This window comes from Methylosinus sp. RM1 (assembly GCF_011378635.1).
Taxonomy (GTDB): Bacteria; Pseudomonadota; Alphaproteobacteria; order Rhizobiales; family Beijerinckiaceae; genus Methylosinus; species Methylosinus sporium.
Window position 1 is genome coordinate 58661 of record NZ_WOVC01000012.1, and the last position, 26036, is coordinate 84696.

Genomic DNA, 26036 nt, shown 5'->3' on the forward strand with positions numbered 1-26036 from the left:
CGCCGGGAGCCGGTCGTCGACATGGGCTGAGCGCCGAAAATCGAGCGGCGTCGAATCGCTCGGACCCGGCACAGTGGAGTGATGTGCTTGAATCTCAGTAAAAGCAAGGGTTAGAAGAAAGCGCGACGCCGGAATCCTTGGAATTCCGGGCGCCTGAGGGCAAGATGCACTGGAAAGGGGCGGAAACCGGGGCGTTGCGCGGACTGGCGCGAGGCCGGGCGGCCCCTCCCCCGCGGCAAAGCCGCAGGCGAAGGGGCCGGAGCCTTCAGTGGGCGCGCACGCCGGCCGCGTCGTCCTCGACGACTGTCTTGGCGATCTGAGCCGCGGGCTCCTCCCAGACGATCGGCGTCGGCTGACGCACGAGCGCATGAGTGAGCACCTCGTCCATTCGCGAGACCGGCACGACCTCGAGACCATTCTTCACCGAGTCCGGAATATCGGCCAGATCCTTGGCGTTCTCTTCCGGGATCAGCACCTTCTTGAGGCCGCCGCGCAGCGCCGCCAGCAGCTTCTCCTTCAACCCGCCGATCGGCAGCACGCGTCCGCGGAGCGTGATCTCGCCGGTCATGGCGATGTCGCGGCGCACCGGAATGCCGGTGAGGATCGAGACGATCGTCGTCGCCATCGCCGTGCCGGCCGAGGGGCCGTCCTTGGGCGTCGCGCCTTCCGGCACATGCACATGGATGTCGCGGCGATCGAACAGCGGCGGCTCTATGCCGAAATCGACGGCGCGGGAGCGCACGTAAGATGCGGCGGCGGAGATCGACTCCTTCATCACATCCTGCAGATTGCCGGTGACGGTCATCTTGCCCTTGCCCGGCATCATCACGCCCTCGATCGTCAGCAGCTCGCCGCCGACGCCGGTGACGGCGAGGCCGGTGACGACGCCCACCTGATCCTCGAGCTCCGCCTCGCCGTAGCGGAACTTATGCACGCCGAGATAGTCGGTGATGTTGTCGTTGGTGACAAAGACCTTCTTGCCCTTCTCCTTGGAGAGCAGAATTTCCTTCACCGCCTTGCGGGCGAGATTGGAGATCTCGCGCTCGAGATTGCGCACGCCGGCTTCCCGCGTGTAGCGGCGCACCAGCGTCAGCAGCGCCTCATCGTCGATCGACCATTCGTCGGCGGCGAGGCCGTGCTTCTTCACAGCATTCGGAATGAGATGCTTGCGCGCGATCTCGGCCTTCTCGTCTTCCGTATAGCCGGCGATGCGGATGAGCTCCATGCGGTCCATCAGAGGCGCAGGGATGTTCAACGTGTTCGACGTCGTCACGAACATGACATTGGACAGATCGTAATCGACCTCGAGATAGTGATCCGCGAAAGTCGCGTTCTGCTCCGGATCGAGCACTTCGAGCAGGGCGGACGACGGATCGCCGCGGAAGTCCATGCCCATCTTGTCGATCTCGTCGAGCAGGAAGAGCGGGTTGGACGTCTTCGCCTTGCGCATCGACTGGATGATCTTGCCGGGCATGGAGCCGATATAGGTGCGGCGATGGCCGCGAATCTCCGCCTCGTCGCGCACGCCGCCGAGCGACATGCGCACGAATTCGCGGCCCGTGGCCTTGGCGATCGACTTGCCGAGCGAGGTCTTGCCGACGCCGGGCGGACCGACGAGGCACAGGATCGGGCCGGTCAGCTTATTGGCGCGGCTCTGCACGGCGAGATATTCGAGAATGCGCTCCTTGACCTTCTCGAGGCCGAAGTGATCGGCGTCGAGCACGCTCTGCGCCGCCTCGAGATCGCGCTTGATCTTGGACTTCTTGCCCCAGGGCAGCGCCAGCAGCCAGTCGAGATAATTGCGCACCACCGTCGCTTCCGCGGACATGGGCGACATTTGACGCAGCTTCTTGAACTCGGCGACGGCCTTGTCGCGCGCCTCCTTGGAGAGCTTGGTGTTCTTGATGCGCTCCTCGAGCTCGGCGAGATCGTCCTTGCCGTCCTCGTCGCCCAGCTCCTTCTGGATCGCCTTCATCTGCTCGTTGAGATAATACTCGCGCTGCGTCTTCTCCATCTGGCGCTTGACGCGTGTGCGGATGCGCTTCTCCACCTGCAGCACGGAGATCTCGCTCTCCATCAGCGCGAGGCATTTCTCCAGGCGCTTGGCGACGGCGATCGTCTCCAGCACATCCTGCTTCTCGGCGATCTTCACCGAGAGATGCGAGGCCACCGTGTCGGCGAGCTTGGAGAAATCGTCGATCTGCGTGACCGCAGCGGCGATCTCCGGCGAGACCTTCTTGTTGAGCTTCACATAAGAGTCGAACTCGGCGATGACGGAGCGGCCGAGCGCCTCCACCTCGACGGGCTGATCGATCTCGTCGCCGAGCGCCTCGGCGTCGGCCTCGTGATATTCATCGACGCGGGTGTAGTTGCGCACCTTGGCGCGGCCGACGCCTTCCACCAGCACTTTGACAGTGCCGTCGGGCAGCTTCAGCAGCTGAAGCACGGAAGCGAGCGTGCCGATGGAATAGATCGCGTCGGGAGCCGGATCGTCGTCGCCCGCATTCTTCTGCGTCGCGAGCAGAATGAGCCGCTCGGACTTCGTCACCTCTTCCAGCGCGCGGATCGACTTGTCGCGTGCGACGAAGAGCGGAACGATCATATGCGGAAAGACCACTATGTCGCGCAGCGGCAGAACCGGATAACTCTCGATTGCGCCGGGAACGATGGAATTGCGCTTTTCGTTCGTCATATCTTTTTTCCTGTTCCGTTTCGCTCCCCGCGGGGGAAGCGGGGCGAGGCGACGCTCTGACGCAAAGGGACGCTTCTGACGTTAAAGGGACGCTTGCAAGTTCCAGGCCCGACAATCCGGCGGAAATCCGCCTTCTCGAGAGACCCGCTCACGCACGAACGGCGTCGAAGGCGATTACGCAACAAATGGGCCTAGCGGCAGAACGATTCAAGATACTGAAAAATCAGACGCATGTAGCAGGTTGGGCGGGAACTGCGAAAAAGATCGCGCTCTCCCGCCCAAAAAAGCGTCAGGCGCTCGCGCCGCCGCTCTTCTCGTTACGCTCTGCGTAAATGTAGAGCGGACGCGCCTTGCCTTCGACGACCTCGGGGCCGATGACGACCTGCTCGACGCCCTCGAGGCCCGGCAGCTCGAACATGGTGTCGAGCAGAATGCCTTCCATGATGGAGCGAAGGCCGCGCGCGCCGGTGTGACGCTCGATCGCCTTGCGGGCGACGGAAGAGAGCGCCTCGTCCTGGAAGGTGAGCTCGGTGCTCTCCATCTCGAACAGCCGCTGATACTGCTTGACCAGCGCATTCTTCGGCTCGGTGAGGATGCGCTTCAGCGCCTCCTCGTCGAGATCCTCGAGCGTCGCGATCACCGGCAGACGGCCGACGAATTCCGGGATGAGGCCGAACTTCAGCAGATCCTCGGGCTGCACATGGCGGAAGATGTCGCCGGTGCGGCGCTCGTCCGGCGCCTGCACATTGGCGCCGAAGCCGATGGAGGTGCCGCGGCCGCGCGAGGAGATGATCTTCTCGAGGCCGGCGAAGGCGCCGCCGCAGATGAAGAGAATGTTGGTCGTGTCGACCTGCAGGAACTCCTGCTGCGGATGCTTGCGCCCGCCCTGCGGCGGCACGGAGGCGATGGTGCCTTCCATGATCTTCAGCAGCGCCTGCTGCACGCCCTCGCCCGACACATCGCGCGTGATCGACGGATTGTCGGATTTGCGCGAGATCTTGTCGATCTCGTCGACATAGACGATGCCGCGCTGCGCGCGCTCGACATTGTAGTCGGAGGCCTGCAGCAGCTTGAGGATGATATTCTCGACATCCTCGCCGACATAGCCCGCCTCGGTGAGCGTCGTCGCGTCGGCCATTGTGAAGGGCACGTCGAGGATGCGCGCCAGCGTCTGCGCCAGCATCGTCTTGCCGACGCCGGTCGGACCGATCAGCAGAATATTAGATTTCGCCAGCTCGACGTCGCCATGCTTGGCGGCGTGATTGAGACGCTTGTAGTGATTGTGCACGGCGACCGAGAGCACTCGCTTGGCCTGCGCCTGGCCGATCACATAATCGTCGAGGACCTTGCAGATCTCGCGCGGCGTCGGAATGCCGTCGCGCTGCTTGACGATGGACTTGTTCTCCTCGCGGATGATGTCCATGCAGAGCTCGACGCATTCGTCGCAGATGAAAACCGTCGGACCGGCGATGAGCTTGCGCACCTCATGCTGGCTCTTGCCACAAAATGAGCAGTAGAGCGTGTTCTTCGAATCGCTGCTGCCGACCTTGCTCATGTCTCGTCTCCTGACCGATCGGCCCGCTGTGGCGAATCGAACCAACCTCACTCGATATCAGCGAGGGCCTAACAAAAGGTGCAAACAGGCTCTGGCCCGCCGCTCTCCCCCGTCCCCCAGCCTCCGGCGTCTACCGCGGATGCCAGTCTATAAGTCCCGGCCCGCAATGCAACCACGACGCCCGCATATAAATCAAGCAAGAATCGCGCCTTGGGAAGAGGGCCTGCGCTTTTTCTCGGCGCCTCCCCCTTCTAAAGAGTAAATTCCCTGGAAATCAAGCTCTTGACCCAGGGCGTCGCCGAAGGTGCGACAGTCTTGAGACGTTACGTTCTCAGTTTTTTGGCGACAGGATTCAAGCGGAGCCTGTACGCATCCGGCATTCCCGAGCCGAGCAGAGGACGCAGATAAAGCCGGAAGGCGTCAGTGACATCCGTGCCATCCGCGGTCAGAAACTCGGCCGGCATCACCTTGGTCTTGCCGGCGACCTCCAAGAGCGGCGTGAGCCGATAATCCACAGAGTAGAATCCCGTGCGGTGTATCGTCACGGAGCCGTCGCGATCGCCCCAGAGCGCGAACTGCACCGCCTTCTCGCCGACCTCGCGCGCCTCGCGCTGATCCACATCGGAGACGCAGCCGACGAAGCTGCGCTGCACATAGCCGAAAGTGTCGGCGCGCACGCGCTTCAAGCCGAGCTTCGTCTTGACGAGCTCGGTCAGCATATCGGCGAGAGCGCCGCCGCCCAGATGCACATTGCCATGCGCGTCCTTCTCCACCTGCTCGGCGAGCTTGACCGCGATCGGCGTGTGGTTCTCATCGGAGATTCCCTCCGAGACCGCCACGACGCAGCGCCCATATTTGTCCATCGTCGCTTTGACGTCGGCGAGGAAACGCTCCGTGTCGAAGACGCGCTCGGGAACATAGATGAGATGCGGCCCGTCATCGGGGAATTTCTTGCCGAGCGCGGAAGCCGCGGTGAGAAAGCCCGCATGGCGGCCCATGACCACGGCGATATAGACGCCGGGCAGCGCCCAATTGTCGAGATTGGCTCCGGCGAAGGCCTGCGCCACCCAGCGCGCCGCCGAGGGAAAGCCCGGCGTGTGATCATTGATCATCAGATCATTGTCGATCGTCTTCGGAATATGCACGACGCGCAGCGGATAATCGGCCTTGATGGCTTCCTCGGAGACGATGCGCACCGTGTCGGAGCTGTCATTGCCGCCTATGTAGAAGAAGCAGCCGATCTCATGCGCGCGCAGCACCTCGAAGATCTCGTGGCAATATTTGAGATCGGGCTTGTCGCGCGTCGAGCCCAGCGCCGAGGAGGGCGTGCAGGCGACCATCTCGAGATTATGCGTCGTCTCCTGCGTCAGATCGACGAAATCCTCATTCACGATTCCGCGCACGCCATGATAGGCGCCATAGACGCGCTCGACCGTGCGGAACTTGCGCGACTCCAGCACGGCGCCGACGAGAGACTGATTGATGACGGCGGTCGGTCCGCCGCCTTGCGCGATGAGGACCTTGGAGAAATCGATCTTCGACACGAGGGCTCCTATGGAAAGGCAATAGCAGTGGGCGATCGGGCGGCGGTGGAGCGGTCGTTCGTCCGACTGCCGACTGCCTATTGCCCCCTGCCTCTCTTCACACCAATGCGCCGTGGCAGTGCTTGAACTTCTTGCCCGAGCCGCAGGGGCAGGCCTCGTTGCGGCCGACCTTGCCCCATGTCGCGGGATTGGCGGGATCGCGCACGGCATCGGCCTCCGCCACCGCGCCGCCGACCATCGCCGACGACGAGAAATCGGCGGCCGCGAGCCGGGCGTTGAGCTCGGCGAGCGCGCTCTCGCCGCCGCCGGCGGCGTTCGGATCTGGATGGACATATTCCATGGGCGGCAATTCGACCAGAGCCGGCGGCGCCTCGAAGGAGACCTCGACCCGCATCAGCTGCGAAGTGACGGTCTCGTCCCAATGCGTCATCAGGCTGCGGAACAGCTCCAGCGCCTCGGACTTGTATTCGTTGAGCGGATCGCGCTGCGCCATGCCGCGCCAGCCGATCACCTGGCGGAGATGATCGAGCACGACGAGATGGTCGCGCCACAAATGATCGAGCGCCTGCAGCACCACCTGCTTCTCGATCATGCGCGAGAGCTGCTCGGTGTTGCGCTCGACGCGCTCGGCGTAGGACTGGTTCGCCGCGGCGAGCAGGCGCTCCTTGATCTCCTCGTCGGCTATGCCTTCTTCCTTCGCCCAATCCTCGATCGGCAGATCGAGATTGAGCTGCGCGCGCGCCGCCTCGGCGAGGCCCTCGGCGTCCCAGGCCTCGGCATAGGCGTCATGCGGAATATGCTTGGCGACGAGCTCGGCGACGACATCCTCGCGCATCTCGTTCACCGCCTCCGCGACGCTCTCCTCCGCCATGATCTCGCGCCGGCGCTCGAAGATCACCTTGCGCTGGTCGTTCATGACATTGTCGAACTTGAGAATGTTCTTGCGGATGTCGAAGTTGCGCGCCTCGACCTTGTGCTGCGCTTTTTCGAGCGCCTTGTTGATCCAGGGATGGACGATCGCCTCGCCCTCCTGCAGGCCGAGCTTCACCAGCATCGACTCCATGCGCTCGGAGCCGAAGATGCGCATGAGATCATCCTGCAGCGACAGGAAGAATTTCGAGCGGCCGGGATCGCCCTGACGGCCCGAGCGGCCGCGCAGCTGATTGTCGATGCGGCGGCTCTCGTGACGCTCCGTGCCGATGATGTAGAGGCCGCCGGCGGCGAGCGCCTTCTCCTTGAATTCGGCGATCTCCGCGCGAATCTCGGCCTCCTTCGCCTCGCGGGCGGCGCCCTCGAGCCCGGCGCATTCCTGCGCGACGCGCATTTCTATGTTGCCGCCGAGCTGAATGTCGGTGCCGCGGCCGGCCATGTTGGTGGCGATGGTGATCGCGCCCGGCACGCCGGCCTCGGCGACGATATAGGCTTCCTGCTCGTGGAAGCGCGCGTTGAGCACGGCGAACTGCCGCGACGGCTGGCCGCTGCGCGCCGCCTCATAGAGCTTGGCGAGCGCCTTTGTCGGCTCGGAGAAGTCGATCTGCTTATAGCCCTTGGAGAGCAGGAATTCGGCGAGCTGCTCGGACTTCTCGATCGACGTCGTGCCGACGAGCAGCGGCTGCATCTTGGCGTTCGCCGCCTCGATCTCGCTCGCGATGGCGTCGAGCTTCTCGCGGCCGGTGCGATAGACCTCGTCGTCCTCGTCGATGCGCTGCACCGGGCGGTTGGTCGGGATTTCGATCACGTCGAGCTTGTAGATCTCGGCGAATTCGTCGGCTTCCGTCGAGGCCGTGCCGGTCATGCCGGCGAGCTTCTCATAGAGGCGGAAATAATTCTGGAAGGTGATGGAGGCGAGGGTGACGTTCTCCGGCTGGACCGTCTGCCGCTCCTTGGCCTCGAGCGCCTGATGCAGCCCTTCCGAATAGCGCCGGCCCGGCATCATGCGGCCGGTGAACTCGTCGATGATGACGACCTCGCCCTTGCGGACGATGTAATCCTTGTCGCGCTGGAACAGCTTGTGCGCGCGCAAGCCCTGATTGACATGGTGAACGAGCGTGACGTTCTGCGCCTCGTAGAGCGCGCCGTCGGCGAGCACGCCGGCCTCGGCCAGCAGCTCCTCCATATGCTCATTGCCGGCCTCCGTCAGATTGACGGTGCGCTGCTTCTCGTCGAGCTCGTAATCTTCCTTGTCGAGCTTGGGGATCAGTCTGTCGATGGCGTTGTAGAGATCGGATTTGTCGTCGGAATGGCCGGAAATGATGAGCGGCGTGCGCGCCTCGTCGATGAGGATCGAATCCACTTCGTCGACGATGGCGTAGACATGCGGGCGCTGCACCATTTGCGCCAGCTCATATTTCATATTGTCGCGCAGATAGTCGAAGCCGAACTCGTTATTGGTGCCATAGGTGATGTCGCTGGCGTAGGCGTCGGCGCGCTCCTCGTCCGAAATATCATGGACGATGACGCCGACGCTGAGGCCGAGGAAGCGATAGACCCGGCCCATCCATTCGGCGTCGCGGCGGGCGAGATAGTCGTTGACGGTGACGACATGAACGCCGCGGCCGGCCAGAGCATTGAGATAAACCGCGAGCGTCGCCACCAGCGTCTTGCCCTCGCCGGTGCGCATCTCGGCGATGGCGCCCTCGTGCAGGACCATGCCGCCGATCAGCTGCACATCGAAATGCCTCTGGCCGAGCACGCGCTTGGCCGCCTCGCGGACGGTGGCGAAGGCCGGGACGAGCAGGTCATCGAGTCGCGCGCCGTTCGCGAGCTGTTCGCGGAACTCTTCGGTGCGCCCACGCAGCGCCTCGTCGGACAAAGCAGCGAGCTCGGGCTCCAAAGCGTTGATCGCCTTGACCTTCGGCTGATAGGTCTTGAGCCGGCGGTCGTTGGCCGAGCCGAAAATCTTCTTGGCGAGAGCGCCGAGCATGCGCAAACCTTTCTAGATGAGCCTCCGGCGATGAGCCGGCGGAGGCCGCCTTTTCGCACATGTTCCTTTCGATTTGCCAATTTCTTTTCGAAAGGTCGGCGGGCGCGGCCGCGCGCTCGCGCTCACGGCTGTGGCGCGACGACGGGCGAGAGATAAGAGGCCGCCGAACCCTTGTCAATGTAAGGGGAAGGCCGGCTCGGCGGCGTCGGATTCGCTTGATAACAGTTATCGGCGCATGACATAACTTCTCTAACCGACTTGCGACGTCCAAGGGTGATGTCTCGAAGGGTGATGTCATGGCCATCAGCGCGGACTTGGGAAGCCAGCTGGAGACGTTCGTCGCCGAGCTGGTGGCGTCCGGCCGCTACAATTCAAAGAGCGAGGTTCTGCGGGAAGGGGTGCGCCTCATCCAGGAGCGCGAAGCCCGCCTCGCCGCGCTGGACCTCGCGATCGCCCGCGGCATTGCCGATGCGGAGGCTGGGCGCGTCGAGCCCGCGAGCGCAGTCTTCGACCGGCTGGAGGCCAAGTTCAGGGCCAAGGCCGAGCGTCGAAGCTGACGGCCGATGATCGTCGTCATTACCGCTCGTGCGGAGGCCGACATCGAGCGGATCGGCGAGCATATTGCCGAGGAAAGCCCCGATAGGGCTGTCTCATTCCTGCGGGAGCTGCGGGAGAAATGCGAGGGCCTCGGCGACATGCCGAAGCGATTTCCCCTCGCGCCACGCTTCGAGCACGCCGGAATCCGCCGCCGAGTGCATGGCAACTATCTGATCTTCTACCGGATCGGGCTAGAGACCGTCGAGGTGGTCCATGTGCTGCACGGCGCCATGGATTATGAGCCGCTTTTGTTTCCCGAAGGGTGACGGGATCGCTGATCCGTCACTCCGGCGCCTCCTCGATCCGCCGGAACGGCTGCGGCAGCCGGCCCTGCTCCAATAGTCTCGAGAACAGCCGCAGCCCGGCCGGCTCATTGCCATTGGGATGCACCAGCACGATGGAGCCGTCCCGCGGCGGTGGCGACAGCACCAGCCAGGCGTCCGCGCCGAGCGCGATCAGATGGCGGCGACGCAGCTCCTCCATCAGCCGCGCATCGGCGACGAGGCCGGGGAAGCGGAAAAACACGGAAGGAGTCGCGCCGCGCTCGATCAGCATCCGCTCCACCCGGAAAATCTCCGCGTCGAGATCGACGCCCCGCCGCAGCAGATAATTTTGCCCATCCGCGAGGCGGGGAACATAAGGGTGGCTGTAGGAATGGCCGACCCAGTCGATTCGCAGCGTCCCGCTCGCCGCCTCGGCCATCAGCCAGTCGAAATCCGCCCCATGGCGCTCGATCCATAGCCCCGACACCGACAGCGCGACCGGCGCGCCGGGGGCGAGCTCGGCCAAGCGGCGCAGAAAGTCGCGGTCGAGCGGCCGCCGGCTCGGGCAGAGGTCGCCGGTGAGAAAAGAGCCCTCCCCCGCCCCATGGCCGAGCCCCGCGCTGATCGACAGGCTGCGGCCTGCGGCGGCGAGTCGCGGCTCGTCTGGATCGCCCGGCCGCGGCCGCAAGGCGCGCAAAAAGCGCGTGTCCTTCTGCTCCGCCTCTGTCGTCTCCCGGCAGCGCCAGACGCTCTCCGCCTCGAGACTCGTCTCCAGCGTCGCCGGATCCACCGTCAGCGCGACCGTCTCGCCGTCGAGCCTCATGCGGCGAATGGCGAGGCGCTTCTCGCCCGCCGGCCCATGGCATTCGAGAAAGACAGGCCGATAATCCACGAGACGGCGCGCCGCCTCCCGTCCCCGAGCCGACGGGACGATTGCGAGAAGAACGGCGAGCGCCCAGAATAAAGCCGCGGCGCGCCTTTGCGGGAGATGGTCCATGATCGAAAAAGCTCCTCCCGACAAAGCGCTAGCCGAAACACCCCCGGCCGCGGAGACGCTCGCCGTCGTCTTCCACGATCTCGCGCGCGAGAGCCCGGCCGTCGCGGCGGCGCTCGGCGGCGAGATCGCCGCGAGATTCCGCCCCCGCGACGAGGCGCCCTTCTCCACCATCGCCCATGACGAGAAGGGCGCGCTGATCGGCGGGCTCAACGGCGTCTCCCACTGGCGCTGGCTCTATATAAGGCATTTATGGGTCGCGCCGGAGCGTCGGGGCATGGGCCTCGGAACCGCTCTGCTGCGCCGCGCGGAGGGAGAGGCCCGCACGCGGGCCTGCCTCGGCCTCTATATCGACAGTTTCGATCCGCGCGCTGCGGCGCTCTATGAGCGCTTCGGCTTCACGCGCTTCGGCGAGATCGCCGATTTCCCGCCCGGCCATAGCCGCATGTTCTTCTCCAAGCGGATCGCCGACGCATGACGGAAATGACCGCCATGGTCCTGCGGCGGCCGAAAACGCCGCTGGAAGCAGAGCGCCGTCCCCTGCCCAGCCCCGGCCCCGGCGAATTGCTGCTCGCTGTCGAGGCCTGCGGCGTCTGCCGCACCGATCTCCATGTCGTCGATGGCGAGCTCGAGCATCCGAAGCTGCCGATCGTCCCCGGCCATGAGATCGTCGGCCGCGTGGCGGCGATCAGCGCCGGCGTCACGGATTTCGCAGTTGGAGAGCGAGTCGGCGTCCCCTGGCTCGGCCACACTTGCGGCTGCTGCCCCTATTGCTCCAGCGGCCGCGAGAATCTCTGCGACGATCCGCTCTTCACCGGCTACACGCGCGACGGCGGCTACGCCACGCATACGGTCGCCGACGCTTCCTATTGCTTCCCGCTGCCGTCCGATGGCGATGCGGCGGCTCTGGCGCCGCTGCTCTGCGCCGGGCTCATCGGCTGGCGCTCGCTGAAGATGGCGGGCGACGCGCGCGACATCGGCATTTACGGTTTCGGCGCCGCGGCGCATATCGTCGCGCAAGTCGCGATCGCGCGAGGACGGCGCATCTTCGCCTTCGTGCGGCCAGGCGACGCCGCGGCGCGCGATTTCGCGCTCTCGCTCGGCGCCGTCTGGGCCGGCGGCTCCGACGAGGCGCCGCCGGAGAAGCTCGACGCCGCGATCATCTTCGCGCCCGTCGGCGCGCTGGTTCCGCGCGCGCTCGCCGCTGTGCGCAAGGGTGGGACCGTCGTCTGCGGCGGCATTCACATGAGCGACATTCCCTCATTTCCCTATGCTCTGCTGTGGGAGGAGCGCCGGCTCGTCTCGGTCGCCAATCTCACGCGCGAGGACGCGCGCGAATTTCTGGCGCTCGCGCCGCAGGTCGGAATCGACACGCATGTCGCGCGCTATCCGCTGACTGCGGCCAATGAAGCGCTCGCGGATTTGCGCGACGGACGTCTGCAAGGCGCGGCGGTGCTGATTCCATGAGCGCTCCTTGGAATAGAGCCGAGGCGCAACGTCGGATCATCGCCGTTGTGAGCCGAGAGACCAGCTGTCGCGAGGAGGATATCGGCCCCGACACCGACCTCGTGTTCGATCTCGGCGTCGCCGGAGACGACGCAGATGACTTGTTCCGCGAAATTACGAAGCTCTACCCGATTGATTTTTCCGGGAGCGATCTCCCCGAGCGCTTCGGCTCGGAAGGCTTCTGGCCGTGGCAGCCGCCGCTATTGCTTCTCAGACTGCTCAAATCGATTTTCACGCGACTCATTTTCGGCCAGGCGCTGCAGGACCGAACCGGCGGCGTGCGCATTCGAGACGTCACGGACTGGGCGATGGCCGGAAAATGGACGCCGCCACGATGAGGCCTTCCGCTCAAAGCAGCGCCGCAATGCGGCGAGCGATCGTCTCCACCCCTTCGGAAGCATCGACACACGTCCATCGCATCTCGCCGAGATCATAATTGCGCTGCCGCGCGGCGATCTCCTGCGTCGCATCCGATACATCGCCCTTGCGCGCGCCGACGCGGGACACGCGAAGCGGCCCATCCGCCTCTAGCCAAAAGCCAGCAAAAGGAACGCCCGCGCGCCGCGCCGCCTCCTCGAGCGCATCACGCTCGCTCTCGCGCGCATAAACGGCGTCGACGATGACGCACCAGCCGAAAGAGGCGACGCGCAACGCCTCATTCTGCATCGCCTCATAGACCTTAGCGGAGACCGCCGCCGTATAGGCCTCCTGCGGCAGCGGCGATGTGGGCGCGACGCCGAACAGCTTCTTGCGCAATCGATCGCTGTTGAGCGTTCGCGCGCCGGGCGCCGCGCCGACGAGCGGAGCCAGCGCCGCCGCGACGCTGGACTTGCCGGAGCCGCTGAGCCCGCCGATCGCGACGATGCGTGGCGTCGCGGGCCACAGCAGCGCGCGAGCGAGATCGAAATAATCGCGCGTCTCCATATTCAGCGCGGCGTGATCTGCGTCCGCGTCCAGCGCGCGCGCGGCAGCGACATCGGCGCGGATCGCGGCGCGCAGCGCCATGAAGAAGGGCAGCAGCGGCAACCCCTCCGCCTCGTCGCGATGATCCAGATAGCGATTGAGCGCGAAAGCGGCGAGCGCCTCCAGCCCGCGCCGGCGCAGATCCATCAGCAGAAAAGCCAGGTCGTAGAGCACATCGATCGTCGCCAGCTCGTCGGAGAATTCGATGCAATCGAATGGCGTCGGCTCGCCGTCGACGAGGCAGATGTTGCGTAGCGTGAGATCGCCATGACAACGCCGCACCTTGCCGGCGTCGCGCCTGCGATCGAGCAGCGCGCCATGCGTCTGCGCCGCCGCGCGCAGCTCATCGTCGAGCGCACGGCGCTCCTGCGCCGAGACGACGGCCGATTTGGCGAGCGAGCTCGCCTCGCCGAGATCGAGCAGCGAGGCCATGACCAAAGCGCCGCCGCGCCCTTCGATCACTTCCGCGCCATCGTGGAACAGCGCGATGCGCTCGGCGAGACGCTCGACGAGCGGCGCAGAGAGACGGCCGGCGACGGCGAGATTATCGAGGAGATTTTCTTCCTCGAAGCGCCGCATCTCGACGACAGCGTCGATGAGCGCGCCGTCGCCGTCGAATGAGAGAGCGCCATCGTTCCCGCGGGTGATGCGGCGCACGGCGAGATAGAGCTGCGGCGCCGTGCGGCGGTTGAGCGCATATTCGCGCTCGCACATTGCGAGGCGAATCTGCGGCGTATGGAAATCGAGATAGGGAAAGACGACATCGCGCTTGAGCTTATAGACACGCTCCTTCGTCAGCACGACGATCGAGATGTGCGTGACGATCGTCTGCGCGTCTTCGCCCCGCGCCATGAGAAAGCGGACGGTCTCGTCCTGCGCGCCGAATGTCATGCGATGACGCCTCCAAAATCCTTGCAGAACGCGCGCCCCTTCTCCCACTTGTGGGAGAAGGTGGCCCCGCCATAGGGCGTCCGAAAGGACGCCCGTCGCAAGCGCCGGGCTATCGGCGGGGTCGGATGAGGGCTCACGATCGCATTCGAGTCATTCGTCGTCCGCGCCCCCATTCGCAGCGAGCCCTCATCCGACCCGACTTCGTCGGGCCACCTTCTCCCGCAAGCGGGAGAAGGAATAGAACACGAAGTTGCCGCCTCCATCACATTCCCCATTTCTTCACGAACCAGCTCTTCACCAAATGCGCCAGCACCAAATAGCAGATCAGGAACGAGAAAATCGCCGGCCAATAGAGCGACGGCAGCGGCGTGAAGCCGACGACGCCGGCGATGGGCGAAAAGGGCAGCGCCGCGCCGATGAGGCAGACGACGAGAGTCGTCAGCAGCAGCGCATTGCTCGCGCGGCTCTCGATGAAGGGAATCCGCGCCGTGCGGATGATATGGATGATGAGCGTCTGCGTCAGCAGCGATTCGACGAACCAGCCGCTCTGGAACAGAGCCGGATCGGCCAAGGCGCCGAAGCCGTAGATCATCAGCGCGAAAGTCGCATAATCGAAGATCGAGCTGATCGGCCCGACGCAGAGCACGAATTTTGCGATATTGTCTATGTCCCAGCGGCGCGGCCGCTCGAGATATTCGGCGTCGACATTGTCGGTAGGGATCGCCGTCTGCGAAAAATCATAGAGAAGATTATTGGTGAGCACCTGTATGGGCGTCATCGGCAGAAAGGGCAGGAACATGCTCGCGCCGAGCACGCTGAACATATTTCCGAAGTTCGAGCTCGCGCCCATCTTGATATATTTGGTGATGTTGGCGAACACTTTGCGACCCTCGAGCACGCCGTCGCCGAGCACGGCGAGGCTCTTCTCGAGCAAGATGATATCGGCCGTCTCCTTGGCGACGTCGACGGCCGTGTCGACCGAAATTCCGACATCGGCCGCCTTCAGCGCCGGCCCGTCATTGATGCCGTCGCCGAGATAGCCGACGACATGGCCCTTGCGATGCAGCGCATCGATGACACGCGCTTTCTGCGGCGGCGAGAGCTTGGCGAAAACGCTCGTCTCCGAAGCGAGAGCCGACAAATCCTCCTCGCTCATCGACTCTATCTGCGACCCGAGCGCGATGCGCCCGACCTCTAGCCCCACATCCTTGCAGATCTTGCGCGTCACAATGTCATTGTCGCCGGTCAATATCTTCACCGCGACCCCGGCTTTGGCGAGCGCCGCTATGGCCGGCGCCGCGCTCTCCTTGGGCGGATCGAGAAAGGCGATATAGCCGAGCAGCGTCAGCGCGCTCTCATCGGCGACGGAAAAGCTCATCTGCTCCGGCGGCAGCTCCTTATAGGCGACGGCGACGACGCGGAAACCATCCGCGTTCAGCTCCTCGGTCTCGCGCTGCGCCGCCTCGAGATGCGAAGGATCGAGCGCGCCGCAATCTTTCTCCGTCTCATAGCGCGCAGAAATGGCGAAGAGCTCCTCCACAGCGCCTTTGCAAATGAGCAGATGCGGGCCGTCGTCGCGGCGCACGACGACGGAGAGGCGGCGCCGCTCGAAATCGAAAGGAATTTCGTCGATCTTCTCGAATTCATGATCGGGTCGCAGCGCTGTCGCCAATTCGTGATGGTCGAGCACGGCGCGATCGAGCAAATTCTTCAAGCCCGATTGAAAATGGCTGTTGAGGAAAGCGAATTCGAGAACGCGGTCCGACTCCTCGCCGAATATGTCGAGATGGCGCTTCAATATGATGCGGTCCTGCGTCAGCGTGCCGGTCTTGTCGGTGCAGAGCACATCCATCGCGCCGAAATTCTGGATAGAGTTGAGCCGCTTCACGATCACTTTCTTGCTGGCGATGGCGATCGCGCCTTTGGCGAGATTGACCGTCACGATCATCGGCAGCATTTCGGGCGTGAGGCCCACGGCGACGGAGACGGCGAAGAGCAGCGCCTCCAGCCAGTCGCCCTTGGTGACGCCATTGATGACGAACACCGCAGGCGCCATCACCGCCATGAAGAAGACCATCAGCAGCGTGAAGCGCGTCAGCCCCTTGTCGAAGCTCGTCTCGACGCGCGCGCCGGCCATTTTGTCGGCGAGCGCGCCGAGGCATGTGCGCCGTCCCGTCTCGATGACGATAGCCGTCGCATAGCCGCTGACCACATTCGCGCCCATCAGCGCGAGATTTTGCGCGGCGAAAGGGTCGCTCGCCGGCGCGGCATGCGCGAATTTCTCCACCGGCATGGATTCGCCGGTCAGCGCCGATTGATTGACGAACAGGTCCTTGGCCTCCAGCAGGCGCAGATCGGCGGGGATCATGTCGCCGGCCGAGAGGCGAACGATATCGCCCGGCGCCAGCCGCTCGATCGGCTCCTCGACGAAATTATCCGCCGTATGCGCGCCTGGCCGGCGCACGGAGGCGTGCGTGCGCACCATGGCCTGCAAGCGCGCGGCGGCCTCGTTGGAGCGGTGCTCCTGGAAGAAGGCGAGGCCGACGCTCAGCACCACCATTGCGGCGATGACGACCGAAGCGCGCAGATCGCCGAGCGCATAAGAGGCGACGGCGAGAGCGAGCAGCAGCGCGTTGAGCGGATTTTTCGCCCTGCCGGCGAGCTCGCGCAGCAGGCTGGGGCGCCGCTCATGGGCGATGCGATTGAGCCCGACGCTTCGCAGCCGATGCGCCGCCTCGCGCACGCTGAGCCCCGCGCGTGAGCTGTGCAGGGAGGCGAGAACCGCCTCGCCCTCGGCCTGCGCGGCGCGCAGCAGCGCGCCGTCGAGCCGCTTCTCATGCAGGAGGCGCGTCGCCGAAAATCGATGGTTCATCTCTTGCAAATTCCCGATTCGGGCGGGGAGCGGAAGAAGCGAAGCTGTTTCATCGCGGGCCGGCAAGGGCGCATGATGTCGCTTCGCTATCAAGTTCAGGTCACGCTTTCTTAACCATGACGAGGCTAGCAAATTCACAAGGCGCCGTCCTCACCTCGCGCGCGTCGCGCCCCAAGGCGCGCGACCTCCTGGATCGTTCCGATATGGGACAAGCGATGACCGAGGCCGCGGCGGCGGCGCCACAGCCTCGTTGGACATTGAACTATCCACGGCTGCTCAATGCGCTGTTCTGGATCACCGCCTTTTCCGGCTCGGTGGTGTTCATCGAGCCTTCGCCCTATGACGGGCTCATCCTGCTGACGCTCATCGTCTGGGTGCTGGGCGGCGTGCGCATTCATCGCGCCGTTCTGCCGGGCGTCGCCCTGCTCGTTCTATGGACGCTCGGCGGCTACATCTCGCTCATTCCCTATTGGAACGAGCCCGATCCCGTCGAGTTCATGACGCATACGCTGTTCATCTCGACGACCGGCGTCTTCTATATGCTGTTCTTCTCGGAGAACACGTCGCGGCGCTTCGATCTCTGCATGAGCGGCTATGCGGCGAGCTGCATGCTCGCGGCCGTCATCGCCGTCGGCTCCTGGGCGGGCCTGTTCGGCAATCCGTTGACGATGACGCTCGACGGCCGCGCCATGGCGCCCTTCAAGGACCCGAATGTTCTCGGCTCCTATATGGTGCCGGGCGTGCTCTATTTCGTGCAGCGCCTGCTGCTCGGCCGCTGGGCCTATTGGCCGGTGACGCTCGCCGGCCTCGCGCTCTCGGGCGCGGCGCTGTTCACCTCTTTCTCGCGCGGCTCCTGGGGCGCGGCGGTGGTGTCGATCGCGCTGATGACGATCATGTCGGTGGCGACGGCGGATTCGCGCAAGATGCGGCTGCGCATCGGCTTCATGGCGCTCGCCGTCGTCGGCGTGGTGGCGGTGGGGGTCGGCGCGGCGCTCACCGAGCCCTCTGTGCGCGAGTTCTTCTTCAAGCGCGCTTCGGCGACGCAGGACTATGACGAAGGACCGACGGGCCGCTTCGGCAATCAGAAGCGCTCGCTGCCCATGCTGGTCGAGCGTCCCAACGGCATGGGGCCGCTCAGATTTCGCCTCACCTTCGGGCTCGAGCCGCACAATAGCTACATCAACGCCTTCGCCTCCAATGGCTGGCTCGGCGGCTTCGCCTTTCTGGGGCTCGTGCTGACGACGACTTTCATCGGCTTCCGCCTGTCGCTGACGCGCTCGCCCTATCTGCGGCAGGGGCAGCTCATCTGGTCGGCGATGTTCGTGTTCTTTTTGCAGGCGCTGCAGATCGACATCGACCATTGGCGCTATTTCTTCATCTATCTCGGCGCCGTCTGGGGCCTCGAGGTCGGCCGCGTGAAATGGGCCGAGCGCAACGCGGCTACGGCTCGAAGCGAAGCCCGCCCATGATGACATTGGCGGTAAAATTGGAATTGGCCGTCGAGCTGACGAGACGCTGCCAGAAATAGCTGCCCCTGACGGCGATGGAGCGGGTGAGCTTGTATTCGAGCTTCACGCCCGCCGTGCCGACCTGCTCGAACGTGTCCGCGCCCTGATAATTATTGGTCTGATAGCTGCCGGTCGCGGTGATGGTGAAATTGCGGAACATCGCATGGGTCACATCGAAGGTGACATTGCGCGAGAGCACGCCCGCGGCGCCTTGCAGCGTCGTCTCCGAGAGCATCGTTCCGGTGCGCAGCGTGAGAGTGGTGAGCGGCGTCGCCGTATAGATGATGGCGGCGTCGATGATCGGCCCGCGCAGGCGCGGCAGGCGCGGATCGGCGTAGTCGCGCTGCGCATAGCCGCCGGAGGCCTCGCCCGTCACCAGATCGGTGATCTTGAAGGTGCTGCCGATGCGGCCGGAAACGCCCGCGCTGTCCCGCGCATAGCCGTAAGGATCGAGCCAGCTGTCGTGGACGCGCTTGTCGATCATCGCCTCGACATAGGGCTTCATCGACGGATTGAGCTCATAGGCGAGGCGCGGATTGAGTCCATAGGCGTTGTAGCTCGTGCTCATCAGATTGAGCACCGAGCCGTCGTTGTAATAGGCGTTCTGATAGATCCAGCGATCGTAGACGCCGCGCAGCGTCGCGTCGAGCCGACCGAAGCTCTGCGTCACGCCCGCCGCCGCGCCCAGCGACACGATGAGCGGCCGATTGACGACCACGACATTGGGCAGGCTGGTGACGAGGCCGGGCGCGCCCGGCCGCTGCGTGTCGAGCGTGAACTTTCCTTCGAATTTCACCTTCGTGTCGCGCGCGACGTCCCAGCGATAGAAGACGTCGCCGGCGCCGTCCGGCCGATCGGCGTTCTGGACGCTGGCGTAATCGACATAGCCGAGGCGCAGATTTCCTTGAATCTCGTCGCGCATCCATTCCGAGCGCAGCCGCAGTCCGGCGTCGACTCGGAAGAATTTCGAGCCCTGGACGTCGGAGGTCACGCGATTGGGATTGGTGTCATAGCCATAGCTCGGCTCGGCATAGGGGTAGAGCCGAAGCGCCCCGATCCCCAGGCCGAGCGGCGCATAAGGGTTGGGCTCGATTCTGGGCTTGGGCCGCGCCGGAATTTGTGCGGGCAGAGCGACATTGGGCGGCGGCGGCCGCTCGGCGGGAAGGTCCAGCGAGCCGCGGAAGCCGCGCATACGCAGCTTGGCCTGTCGCTTTATCTTCTCCTTGGCCTGGAACGAGGTCTTATAGGGCTCGAGCGGCGGCAGCGGATGCGCCGGAGAGAGCGGTGGCGGCTTCAAGGGCGGCGGCGGCGGATTTGGCCTCGGCAGACGCGCCCGCACGCGCGGCAATCCATAATTGGGCGCGCCCGGAGAAATCTCCGGGGCCGCCCGCCGCTCCTGCTGCGAAACATTGGGCTGCGAGACGTAAGGCGGCGCCGCCTCCGCCCCCGGTATGGGCGGAACGGCCGGAAGATCGCGCAGCGGGGCGATGTCGAGCGAAGAGGGCGAGAGCGTCTGCCCCTCGGCCGGACGCAAAGGCGCCAGCGCCGCCGGCGCAGCCAGCGACAAGGCGATCAGCGTCGTTGCCGCAACGCGGCTCTGAGACTTGGCGGAAGCCACTCTTTCCCTCGCGCGGACGCCCTGTTCGAAGCAGGCGCGATGGAATCGAGCGTTAAGGAGTTATGGTTAACAAAGGCTTACCGGCAAAGGCTCAGGCCGGCGGCTCACTCGCCGAGGGCCGCCATATAGAGCTCGAGAATCTCTTCTTCTTCCGCGCGCTTATGCTTGTCCTGACGGCGCAGGGAAATGATTTTGCGCATGATCTTGGGGTCGAAGCCGGTGCTCTTGGCCTCGCCATAGACGTCCTTGATATCGTCGGCGATGGCGCGCTTTTCCTCCTCGAGCCGCTCGATGCGCTCGATGAAGGAGCGCAAATGCCCGCCATTGACCTCGCCGGTCGGATCGATCCCGGCGCTGGCCTCCATCTCTCGGGCGGCGACCCTGTTGCTGGCCATGATCTTCTCCTGAAGGCTGCGAGGACTTTCGGACTCCCGGGCGCAGGACCCGCGGCTCCCGCGTCCAGGGCGAAGGCGAGCCATGCCAAGCCGCGGCCGGCGCCGTCAAGCGCGCCGCGAAATAATCCCCGCTTTCCTCCCGTTCGAGCTTGACGCCCATCCGCGCGCCCCCGACATCATCGGCGGATCGCTCGAGAGGAGAGGATACGCAGATGTACGAAGCGGGCGGCGACGGCCGCATCTATCCGGTCGCGCCCGGCCTGCCGCCGCGGGAGGCGCTCGCCGGCGTGCGCACGCGGCGCGTTTTCGCCGTCTGCCTCGATTTCTTCGCCGTGGCGCTGCTCTCGGCGGCGCTGTGGCTCGCTCTGCTGGTGCTCAGCTTCGGCCTCTCGGCCCTGCTGCTGCCGCCGCTGTTTCCGCTCGTCGCCTTCTTCTACAATGGCCTCACCGTCTCCGGCTGGCGGCGGGCGACTCCCGGAATGCGCGCCATGGACCTCGAGGTGCGCCTCGCCAATGGAGCGCCGACGCCCTTTCTCAACGCCGCCGTCCAGGGCGTGCTCTTTTATGTCAGCTGGCTGTTCCCGCCGCTGCTGCTCGTCACCTTCGTCACGCCGGACAAGCGTTGCCTGCACGACATTTTGGCCGATGTGATCGTGCTGCGGCGCGCCGATTGAGGCGGACGAGCGAAAACTTCTTGGCGCTCGGCGGACGTCGATTCTAATATCCGCGTCTGTCCGCGCTGGAAGGCGTCGGAGCCTGCGGTATATCGGATTTCGCGACAGGACCAGACCAGCGTGACGAGAGAGCCCCGCGACGCGCCGCAATTCTATCTCACCTCGCCGGCGCCGTGCCCCTATCTGCCGGGGCGCGACGAGCGGAAGGTGTTTACCCATTTGATCGGCCGCCGCGCGCCGGCGCTCAACGACACTCTGACGCAATCGGGCTTCCGCCGCTCGCAGACCATCGCCTACCGGCCGGCCTGCGAGACCTGCCGGGCCTGCGTCTCGGTGCGCGTGAAGGTCGAGGAGTTCCAGCAATCCAAGGGCTTGCGCCGGGTGGCGCGGCGCAACGCCGATCTCTTCGCCGAGGCGCGCCGCCCCCATGCCGTGACCGAGCAATATGCGCTGTTCCGCGCCTATGTCGGCGCGAGGCACAATGACGGCGGCATGGCCGATATGAGCATGATCGACTATCAGATGATGGTCGAGGACAGCCATGTGGAGACGCGGCTGATCGAATATCGGACGCCGGCCGACAATGGCGGCCCGGACCGGCTCGTCGCCTGCTGCCTCACCGATTATCTCGCCGATGGATTGTCGATGGTCTATTCCTTCTACGATCCGACGATGGACGAGCGCTCGCTCGGCGCCTTCATGATTCTCGACCATGTGGAGCGGGTGCGGCGCGCCGGCCTGCCGCATCTCTATCTCGGCTATTGGGTCGATGGCTCCCGCAAAATGGCCTATAAGGCCCGCTTCCTGCCGCAGGAGCGGCTCGGCATGGACGGCTGGAAACGCATCGGCTGATGCGGCTCCCGCTTTCCTGAAGGCCAGATGAACGAAGCGGCCATGCGCCGTTCAGCTTCGGGACGTTAATTTTTCCTTCGTCATCGGGAATTGCCGGCCGCCATTCGGCGCGGCCGATCGAGCGAAGGAGAGCGTCCATGGGCGCGAATATCACGAAAATCGCCGCAATCGCGGTCGCGGGCGTCATCGCCGCGACGACTGTGGGCGCCGCCACGCCGGCTCGCGCCGACGGCTGGGGCCATCACGGCGGATGGGGCCACGGCGGATGGGGTCATCACGGCGGCTGGGGCCATGGCGGCTGGGCGCGTCCGGGCTATGGCTATGCCGGCTATGGCTGGCGCGGCCATCGTGGATATGGCTGGGGCGCCCCGGTCGCGGCGGGCGTGCTCGGCGCGCTGGCGGTCGGAGCGGTCGCGGCCGCCGCCTCGCAGCCCCACTACGGCTACGGCTACGGCTATGCGAGCTGCTATCCGGCCAATCAGCCCGTCCTCGACGATTGGGGCAATGTCGTCGCCTATCGTCGCGTGCAGGTCTGCAACTGACGCACAGGTCTCCGCGACTGATCGATTTCGAAGAGTTCGGCGCCCGGTAGCCAGGGGCGCCGAAGCCCGCCGCCGCCTCCCCGCCCCCTCTCGCGCGACGGCGAGGACAGGCCTCCCGGACTTCCCCTCCGGGAGGCCTTTTTCGTCAGAGACGGCGCAGCGACAGCGGCTTGCCTTCTTTGGAGTCGCGGCGCCAGAGCCCATCGGCCTCCAGCTCGAAATGCGCCTTGTGGCCCTTGCGGGCGGTGAGCGAGAGACGCCCCCGCTCCAGCGCCCAGCCCACCGGATCGAAAATCACCACGCCCTGGTCGCGGCAGGCCGGCGCCAGCTGCGCCCGGAAGCCGCCCGGCCCGCGCGCGCGGTCGTCGAGCGTCAACATGCAGCCCGTGTCCTTGTCGCCGGCCCGCAGGATCGCGTAGCGGCCGGCGGCGCCGGGCTGCGACGCCGCGAGCGCTGGCGCCGCGAAGGTCGGCAGTCCGACCGCGACAGCGAGGCCGAGGCTCGCGGCCAGGGCGAGGGCTGCGGAAAATTTCGACATGGAAGGCTCCGGGAAATCGTCTGCGAATCGTGAAAAGATATTGCGCTCACCCTGCGCGAAGACAAAGCCTGACGGAAGAAATTTCGGCGCGCCGGCGCGCGGAGCGGGACGGAATGCGAGGAGCCTTTTGCGAAGCCGGCCGGCAAGGTCTAAATGACAGCGCCAGGAGCCCCGCGACGCCCCTCGCCATCGGAGCCGACAAATATGACCAGCGCCTCTCTCGCTCTCGCCGAACGCTCGGCGCCGCGTTACACGAGCTATCCCACCGCCCCGCATTTTTCCGCGGATGTCGGGCCGGATCAGGCCGCGCGCTGGCTCGCCGAGCTCTCGCCGCAGGCCGATCTGTCGCTCTATCTGCACGTCCCCTTCTGCCCGGCGATCTGCACCTATTGCGGCTGCCACACCAAGGCGCTGCGCCAGGACGCGCCGCTCACCTCCTATAAGGAGACGCTGCTGCGCGAGATCGAGCTGGTCGCCGCCTCGACGCCGGCGCGCCATGTGCGCGCGATCCATTGGGGCGGCGGCACGCCGAGTATGCTCGGCCCCTCGCGCTTTCGCGAGGTCGCGCATGTGCTCGGCGAGCAATTCGACATCGCCCGCGACGTCGAGCACGCGATCGAGCTCGACCCGCGCCTCGTCGACGCCGCGCTCGCCGACGCGCTGGTCGTCTCCGGCGTCAATCGCGTCTCGCTCGGCGTGCAGGATTTCAATCCCCATGTGCAGAAGGCCGCCGGCCGCGAGCAGCCTTATGAAGTGGTGGAGCGCTGTGTCGCCATTCTGCGCGCCGCGGGACTCGAGGCGATCAATTTCGATCTCATGTACGGTCTGCCGGAACAGAGCGTCGACGATGTGATCCGCACCGCAAAGCTCGCCGCCGGCCTCGCGCCGAGTCGCCTCGCCGTTTTCGGCTACGCCCATGTGCCTTGGTTCGCGGTGCATCAAAAGCTGATCGACCAGGCCGCGCTGGCCGGCGCCAATGAGCGCCTCGCCCAGGCGGAGGCCGTGCGTGCGACGCTGGAGGCGGAAGGCTTCGAGGCGATCGGCCTCGATCATTTCGCGCGGCCGCAGGACACGATGGCGCAGGCCGCGCGCGAAGGCCGGCTGCGCCGCAATTTCCAAGGCTACACGACCGATGAGGCGGATGCGCTCATCGGACTCGGCGTCTCCTCCATCGGCCGTCTGCCGCAAGGCTATATCGGCAATATCGGCGACACGGGAAACTGGCGCCGCTCCGTCGAGGCGGAGCGCCTGCCCATTTCGCGCGGCCTCGCCTTCAGCGCGGAAGACAGAGCGCGCGGCGCCGTCATCGAGCGATTGATGTGTGATTTTTCAGTCGATTTCGGCGCGATCGCCGCAGCGCATGATTTCCGCGAGGATGCGTTCGACGACGCCGTGCCGCGTCTTTCGACTCTGCTCGACGAAGGCCTCGTCGCGCTCGACGGACGCCGTCTCACCATCGCGCCACGCGGCCGTCCGTTCGCGCGTCTGGCCGCGGCCGCATTCGACGCCTATCTCGAAGCCAAGGCCGCACGACACTCCGTCGCGGTGTGAGCCGCGCGGATCGACCATTTGCGAAATGCCGACGCGCGGCGAGCGAAGCGATCGACTCGTCGCCGCCACAGTGATATTACTGGCTTGTTTCTTATCCCCGGCTCAATTTCGTCAGGCCGTGCGTCGGCATTGACAAAGCGATCACAACCTCGAATTGTCTCGTTATGTACTAGTACTATCGTCTAGGCGACTCCCGCAGCTTTCGTCGCGCAGCATCGCATCAGCTTGCGTTCGTTCGCCGAGCGGCGTCGTGCACATCATTCCGAGGAATAAGGATAATGCTCGCATCGCCGCTCGTTCTGGTCGGAGCCGACAAGGGCGGAGTCGGCAAGACGACCGTGACGAGACTCCTGATCGATTTTCTACAGATGTCGAACCGCGCGGTGCGCGCCTATGACACGCAGGCGCCGACCGGCGCGTTGAAACGCTTCTATCCCGACATCGCGCAGATCATCGACATACGCGACGTGCGCCACCAGGCGCGTCTGGTCGAGAGCCTGACCGGGCACGCCGCCGTCACCATCGTCGATTTAAAAGCCGGACAGCTGATGCGCACGCTGCGTTTCATGGAGGATGTCGGCCTGCTCGACGCTGCGGAGCACGGCGAAGCGCGCGTGATGGTGCTGCATCTCATCGGCGCCTCGGTCGCCTCTCTGTCCGAGCTCGAAGAGGTCGGACCCTATAAAAACAAATGCGAATATCGCGTCGTCAAGAACTGCGTCAACGCCTCCAATTTCTTTCGAGAGAACGCCGGCTTCTCCGAGCGTTATCTCGGCGAGAGCGACGCCAGCCGCGAGATCATCGTGCCGCGGCTCGATCCACTCGCCTATGAGGCCGTCGAGCTCACCGGATTGCCGTTCTCGTCTTTCGTGTTCGACGAGCCTGCGCGCGCCGCGGAAACTCGGCCGCGCTCTTTCGTGCTGCGCGGCTATGTGCGCACATGGCTCGAGCGTTCATGGACCAATTTCGAAGCCGCGGGGCTACGCAGCTATGTCGCTTCGCCCTCCGAGCAAATCTAATTTTAAGAAGCCGGCAAACGGCGCAACCAAGGAGACCATCGTGATGAAAGACTTTCGCCCTGAAGAGAAGAATGTCGTTTATATCGGCGAAGGCGTGTCGCTGACGGGTTCGGTGAAGGCGCAGGACACGATCGTCGTCGACGGCGCCATCGATGGCGAGATTTCCTGCAGCCAGCTGATCGTCGGCCCGTCCGGCGTCGTCAATGGCATGATCTCCGTTTCCGACGCGGATATCTATGGCCGCATCGGCACCGACATCACCATCAAGCAATTGCTGATCGTGCGCTCCACCGGCCGTGTCGAGGGCAAGTGGATCTATGGCGAGATCGAGGTCGAGAAGGGCGGCGTGCTGTTCGGCACGGCGGAGTCGACGGAAATCCGCTCCGAACGCAAGCCCGCGGGGCCGAAGGACGAGAAGGCCGGCTCTTTCAAGCGTTTCGAGAAGCCCGAGCTCGTTTCTTCCAATGAGGCCGATGCGGAAGCTGCGCCCGTCACCAGCATTTCGTCGCGCGCGCTGCGCGATCGCCGCAAGGCCTGAC

The 26036-nt window shown here is 65.0% G+C and carries 22 protein-coding genes; 12 read left to right on the plus strand and 10 right to left on the minus strand.

Annotated features, from left to right (window positions below):
• Positions 1 to 265: 265 nt before the first annotated feature.
• From lon to secA, 4 genes are all read right to left on the minus strand, one after another.
• The gene (lon, locus tag FMZ75_RS10670; RefSeq protein ID WP_166142713.1) at positions 266 to 2692 is read right to left on the minus strand and encodes an endopeptidase La; all 2427 of its coding nucleotides are present in this window, start codon (positions 2690 to 2692) and stop codon (positions 266 to 268) included.
• A 289-nt stretch (positions 2693 to 2981) separates the two neighbouring features.
• On the minus strand, positions 2982 to 4247 hold the full coding sequence (clpX, locus tag FMZ75_RS10675) for an ATP-dependent Clp protease ATP-binding subunit ClpX (protein WP_018266556.1): 1266 nt from the start codon (positions 4245 to 4247) through the stop codon (positions 2982 to 2984).
• Positions 4248 to 4570: 323 nt separating this feature from the next.
• Positions 4571 to 5791, minus strand: a complete 1221-nt coding sequence (locus tag FMZ75_RS10680) for a 6-phosphofructokinase (RefSeq protein WP_142864039.1) — start codon at positions 5789 to 5791, stop codon at positions 4571 to 4573.
• 97 nt (positions 5792 to 5888) lie between these two features.
• Positions 5889 to 8714, minus strand: coding sequence for a preprotein translocase subunit SecA (gene secA / locus FMZ75_RS10685; protein WP_166142715.1), 2826 nt, complete (start codon positions 8712 to 8714; stop codon positions 5889 to 5891).
• A gap of 296 nt (positions 8715 to 9010) precedes the next feature.
• Between secA and FMZ75_RS10690 the strand changes: the two genes are divergently transcribed.
• Positions 9011 to 9271, plus strand: a complete 261-nt coding sequence (locus tag FMZ75_RS10690; RefSeq protein ID WP_166142717.1) for a type II toxin-antitoxin system ParD family antitoxin — start codon at positions 9011 to 9013, stop codon at positions 9269 to 9271.
• A 6-nt stretch (positions 9272 to 9277) separates the two neighbouring features.
• Positions 9278 to 9577 carry a type II toxin-antitoxin system RelE/ParE family toxin gene (locus FMZ75_RS10695; RefSeq protein ID WP_166142719.1) on the plus strand — a complete coding sequence of 100 codons (300 nt, stop codon included), beginning with the start codon at positions 9278 to 9280 and terminating at the stop codon, positions 9575 to 9577.
• A 16-nt stretch (positions 9578 to 9593) separates the two neighbouring features.
• On the opposite strand, the gene FMZ75_RS10700 is transcribed toward FMZ75_RS10695, so the two are convergent.
• On the minus strand, positions 9594 to 10571 hold the full coding sequence (locus FMZ75_RS10700) for a polysaccharide deacetylase (protein ID WP_166142721.1): 978 nt from the start codon (positions 10569 to 10571) through the stop codon (positions 9594 to 9596).
• On the opposite strand from FMZ75_RS10700, the gene FMZ75_RS10705 reads away from it, so the two are divergent.
• Genes FMZ75_RS10705 through FMZ75_RS10715 form a run of 3 tightly spaced genes read left to right on the plus strand, consistent with a single transcriptional unit; the run spans position 10570 to position 12412 of the window.
• Complete coding sequence (locus tag FMZ75_RS10705) at positions 10570 to 11046, plus strand: GNAT family N-acetyltransferase (RefSeq protein ID WP_166142723.1); 477 nt, start codon at positions 10570 to 10572, stop codon at positions 11044 to 11046. The genes FMZ75_RS10700 and FMZ75_RS10705 overlap by 2 nt on opposite strands.
• A 5-nt stretch (positions 11047 to 11051) precedes the next feature.
• Entirely contained in the window at positions 11052 to 12035 is a 984-nt protein-coding gene (locus FMZ75_RS10710; protein WP_166142779.1) for a zinc-dependent alcohol dehydrogenase family protein, read from the plus strand.
• Positions 12032 to 12412 carry an acyl carrier protein gene (locus tag FMZ75_RS10715; protein WP_166142726.1) on the plus strand — a complete coding sequence of 127 codons (381 nt, stop codon included), beginning with the start codon at positions 12032 to 12034 and terminating at the stop codon, positions 12410 to 12412. Before FMZ75_RS10710 ends, FMZ75_RS10715 begins: the two co-directional genes overlap by 4 nt.
• Before the next feature lie 10 nt (positions 12413 to 12422).
• Here FMZ75_RS10715 and FMZ75_RS10720 read toward each other — a convergent pair whose 3' ends face one another.
• Together FMZ75_RS10720 and mgtA are read right to left on the minus strand one after the other, a co-directional pair.
• Complete coding sequence (locus tag FMZ75_RS10720) at positions 12423 to 13928, minus strand: AAA family ATPase (protein ID WP_166142728.1); 1506 nt, start codon at positions 13926 to 13928, stop codon at positions 12423 to 12425.
• Positions 13929 to 14190: 262 nt separating this feature from the next.
• A complete protein-coding gene (gene mgtA / locus FMZ75_RS10725) occupies positions 14191 to 16800 on the minus strand; it encodes a magnesium-translocating P-type ATPase (protein ID WP_246728894.1) in 2610 nt (869 codons plus the stop codon).
• Between the two features lie 203 nt (positions 16801 to 17003).
• Here mgtA and FMZ75_RS10730 point away from each other — a divergent pair, with 203 nt between their 5' ends.
• On the plus strand, positions 17004 to 18269 hold the full coding sequence (locus FMZ75_RS10730) for an O-antigen ligase (RefSeq protein WP_246728895.1): 1266 nt from the start codon (positions 17004 to 17006) through the stop codon (positions 18267 to 18269).
• Here the strand turns inward: FMZ75_RS10730 and FMZ75_RS10735 are convergent.
• Together FMZ75_RS10735 and FMZ75_RS10740 are read right to left on the minus strand one after the other, a co-directional pair.
• Positions 18241 to 19926 (minus strand): outer membrane beta-barrel protein, encoded by a 1686-nt coding sequence (locus FMZ75_RS10735; protein ID WP_166142732.1) that lies wholly within the window; start codon positions 19924 to 19926, stop codon positions 18241 to 18243. The genes FMZ75_RS10730 and FMZ75_RS10735 overlap by 29 nt on opposite strands.
• Before the next feature lie 104 nt (positions 19927 to 20030).
• Positions 20031 to 20291, minus strand: coding sequence for a DUF2312 domain-containing protein (locus FMZ75_RS10740; RefSeq protein ID WP_166142781.1), 261 nt, complete (start codon positions 20289 to 20291; stop codon positions 20031 to 20033).
• 242 nt (positions 20292 to 20533) lie between these two features.
• Here FMZ75_RS10740 and FMZ75_RS10745 point away from each other — a divergent pair, with 242 nt between their 5' ends.
• From FMZ75_RS10745 to FMZ75_RS10755, 3 genes are all read left to right on the plus strand, one after another.
• Positions 20534 to 20995, plus strand: coding sequence for an RDD family protein (locus tag FMZ75_RS10745; protein ID WP_166142734.1), 462 nt, complete (start codon positions 20534 to 20536; stop codon positions 20993 to 20995).
• 120 nt (positions 20996 to 21115) lie between these two features.
• Complete coding sequence (locus FMZ75_RS10750) at positions 21116 to 21847, plus strand: arginyltransferase (RefSeq protein WP_108917588.1); 732 nt, start codon at positions 21116 to 21118, stop codon at positions 21845 to 21847.
• 137 nt (positions 21848 to 21984) lie between these two features.
• Complete coding sequence (locus FMZ75_RS10755) at positions 21985 to 22389, plus strand: hypothetical protein (RefSeq protein WP_142864026.1); 405 nt, start codon at positions 21985 to 21987, stop codon at positions 22387 to 22389.
• A gap of 145 nt (positions 22390 to 22534) precedes the next feature.
• On the opposite strand, the gene FMZ75_RS10760 is transcribed toward FMZ75_RS10755, so the two are convergent.
• Positions 22535 to 22927, minus strand: a complete 393-nt coding sequence (locus FMZ75_RS10760) for an AprI/Inh family metalloprotease inhibitor (RefSeq protein ID WP_108917586.1) — start codon at positions 22925 to 22927, stop codon at positions 22535 to 22537.
• A 204-nt stretch (positions 22928 to 23131) separates the two neighbouring features.
• Here FMZ75_RS10760 and hemN point away from each other — a divergent pair, with 204 nt between their 5' ends.
• The 3 genes from hemN to FMZ75_RS10775 all read left to right on the plus strand — a co-directional run bounded on the left by hemN (position 23132) and on the right by FMZ75_RS10775 (position 26035).
• Positions 23132 to 24478: an oxygen-independent coproporphyrinogen III oxidase gene (hemN, locus tag FMZ75_RS10765; RefSeq protein WP_142864025.1), complete on the plus strand. Its 1347-nt coding sequence runs from the start codon at positions 23132 to 23134 to the stop codon at positions 24476 to 24478.
• Positions 24479 to 24756: 278 nt separating this feature from the next.
• Complete coding sequence (locus FMZ75_RS10770) at positions 24757 to 25497, plus strand: ATP-binding protein (RefSeq protein WP_166142736.1); 741 nt, start codon at positions 24757 to 24759, stop codon at positions 25495 to 25497.
• Positions 25498 to 25540: 43 nt separating this feature from the next.
• On the plus strand, positions 25541 to 26035 hold the full coding sequence (locus tag FMZ75_RS10775) for a polymer-forming cytoskeletal protein (RefSeq protein ID WP_108917624.1): 495 nt from the start codon (positions 25541 to 25543) through the stop codon (positions 26033 to 26035).
• Position 26036 lies beyond the last annotated feature (1 nt).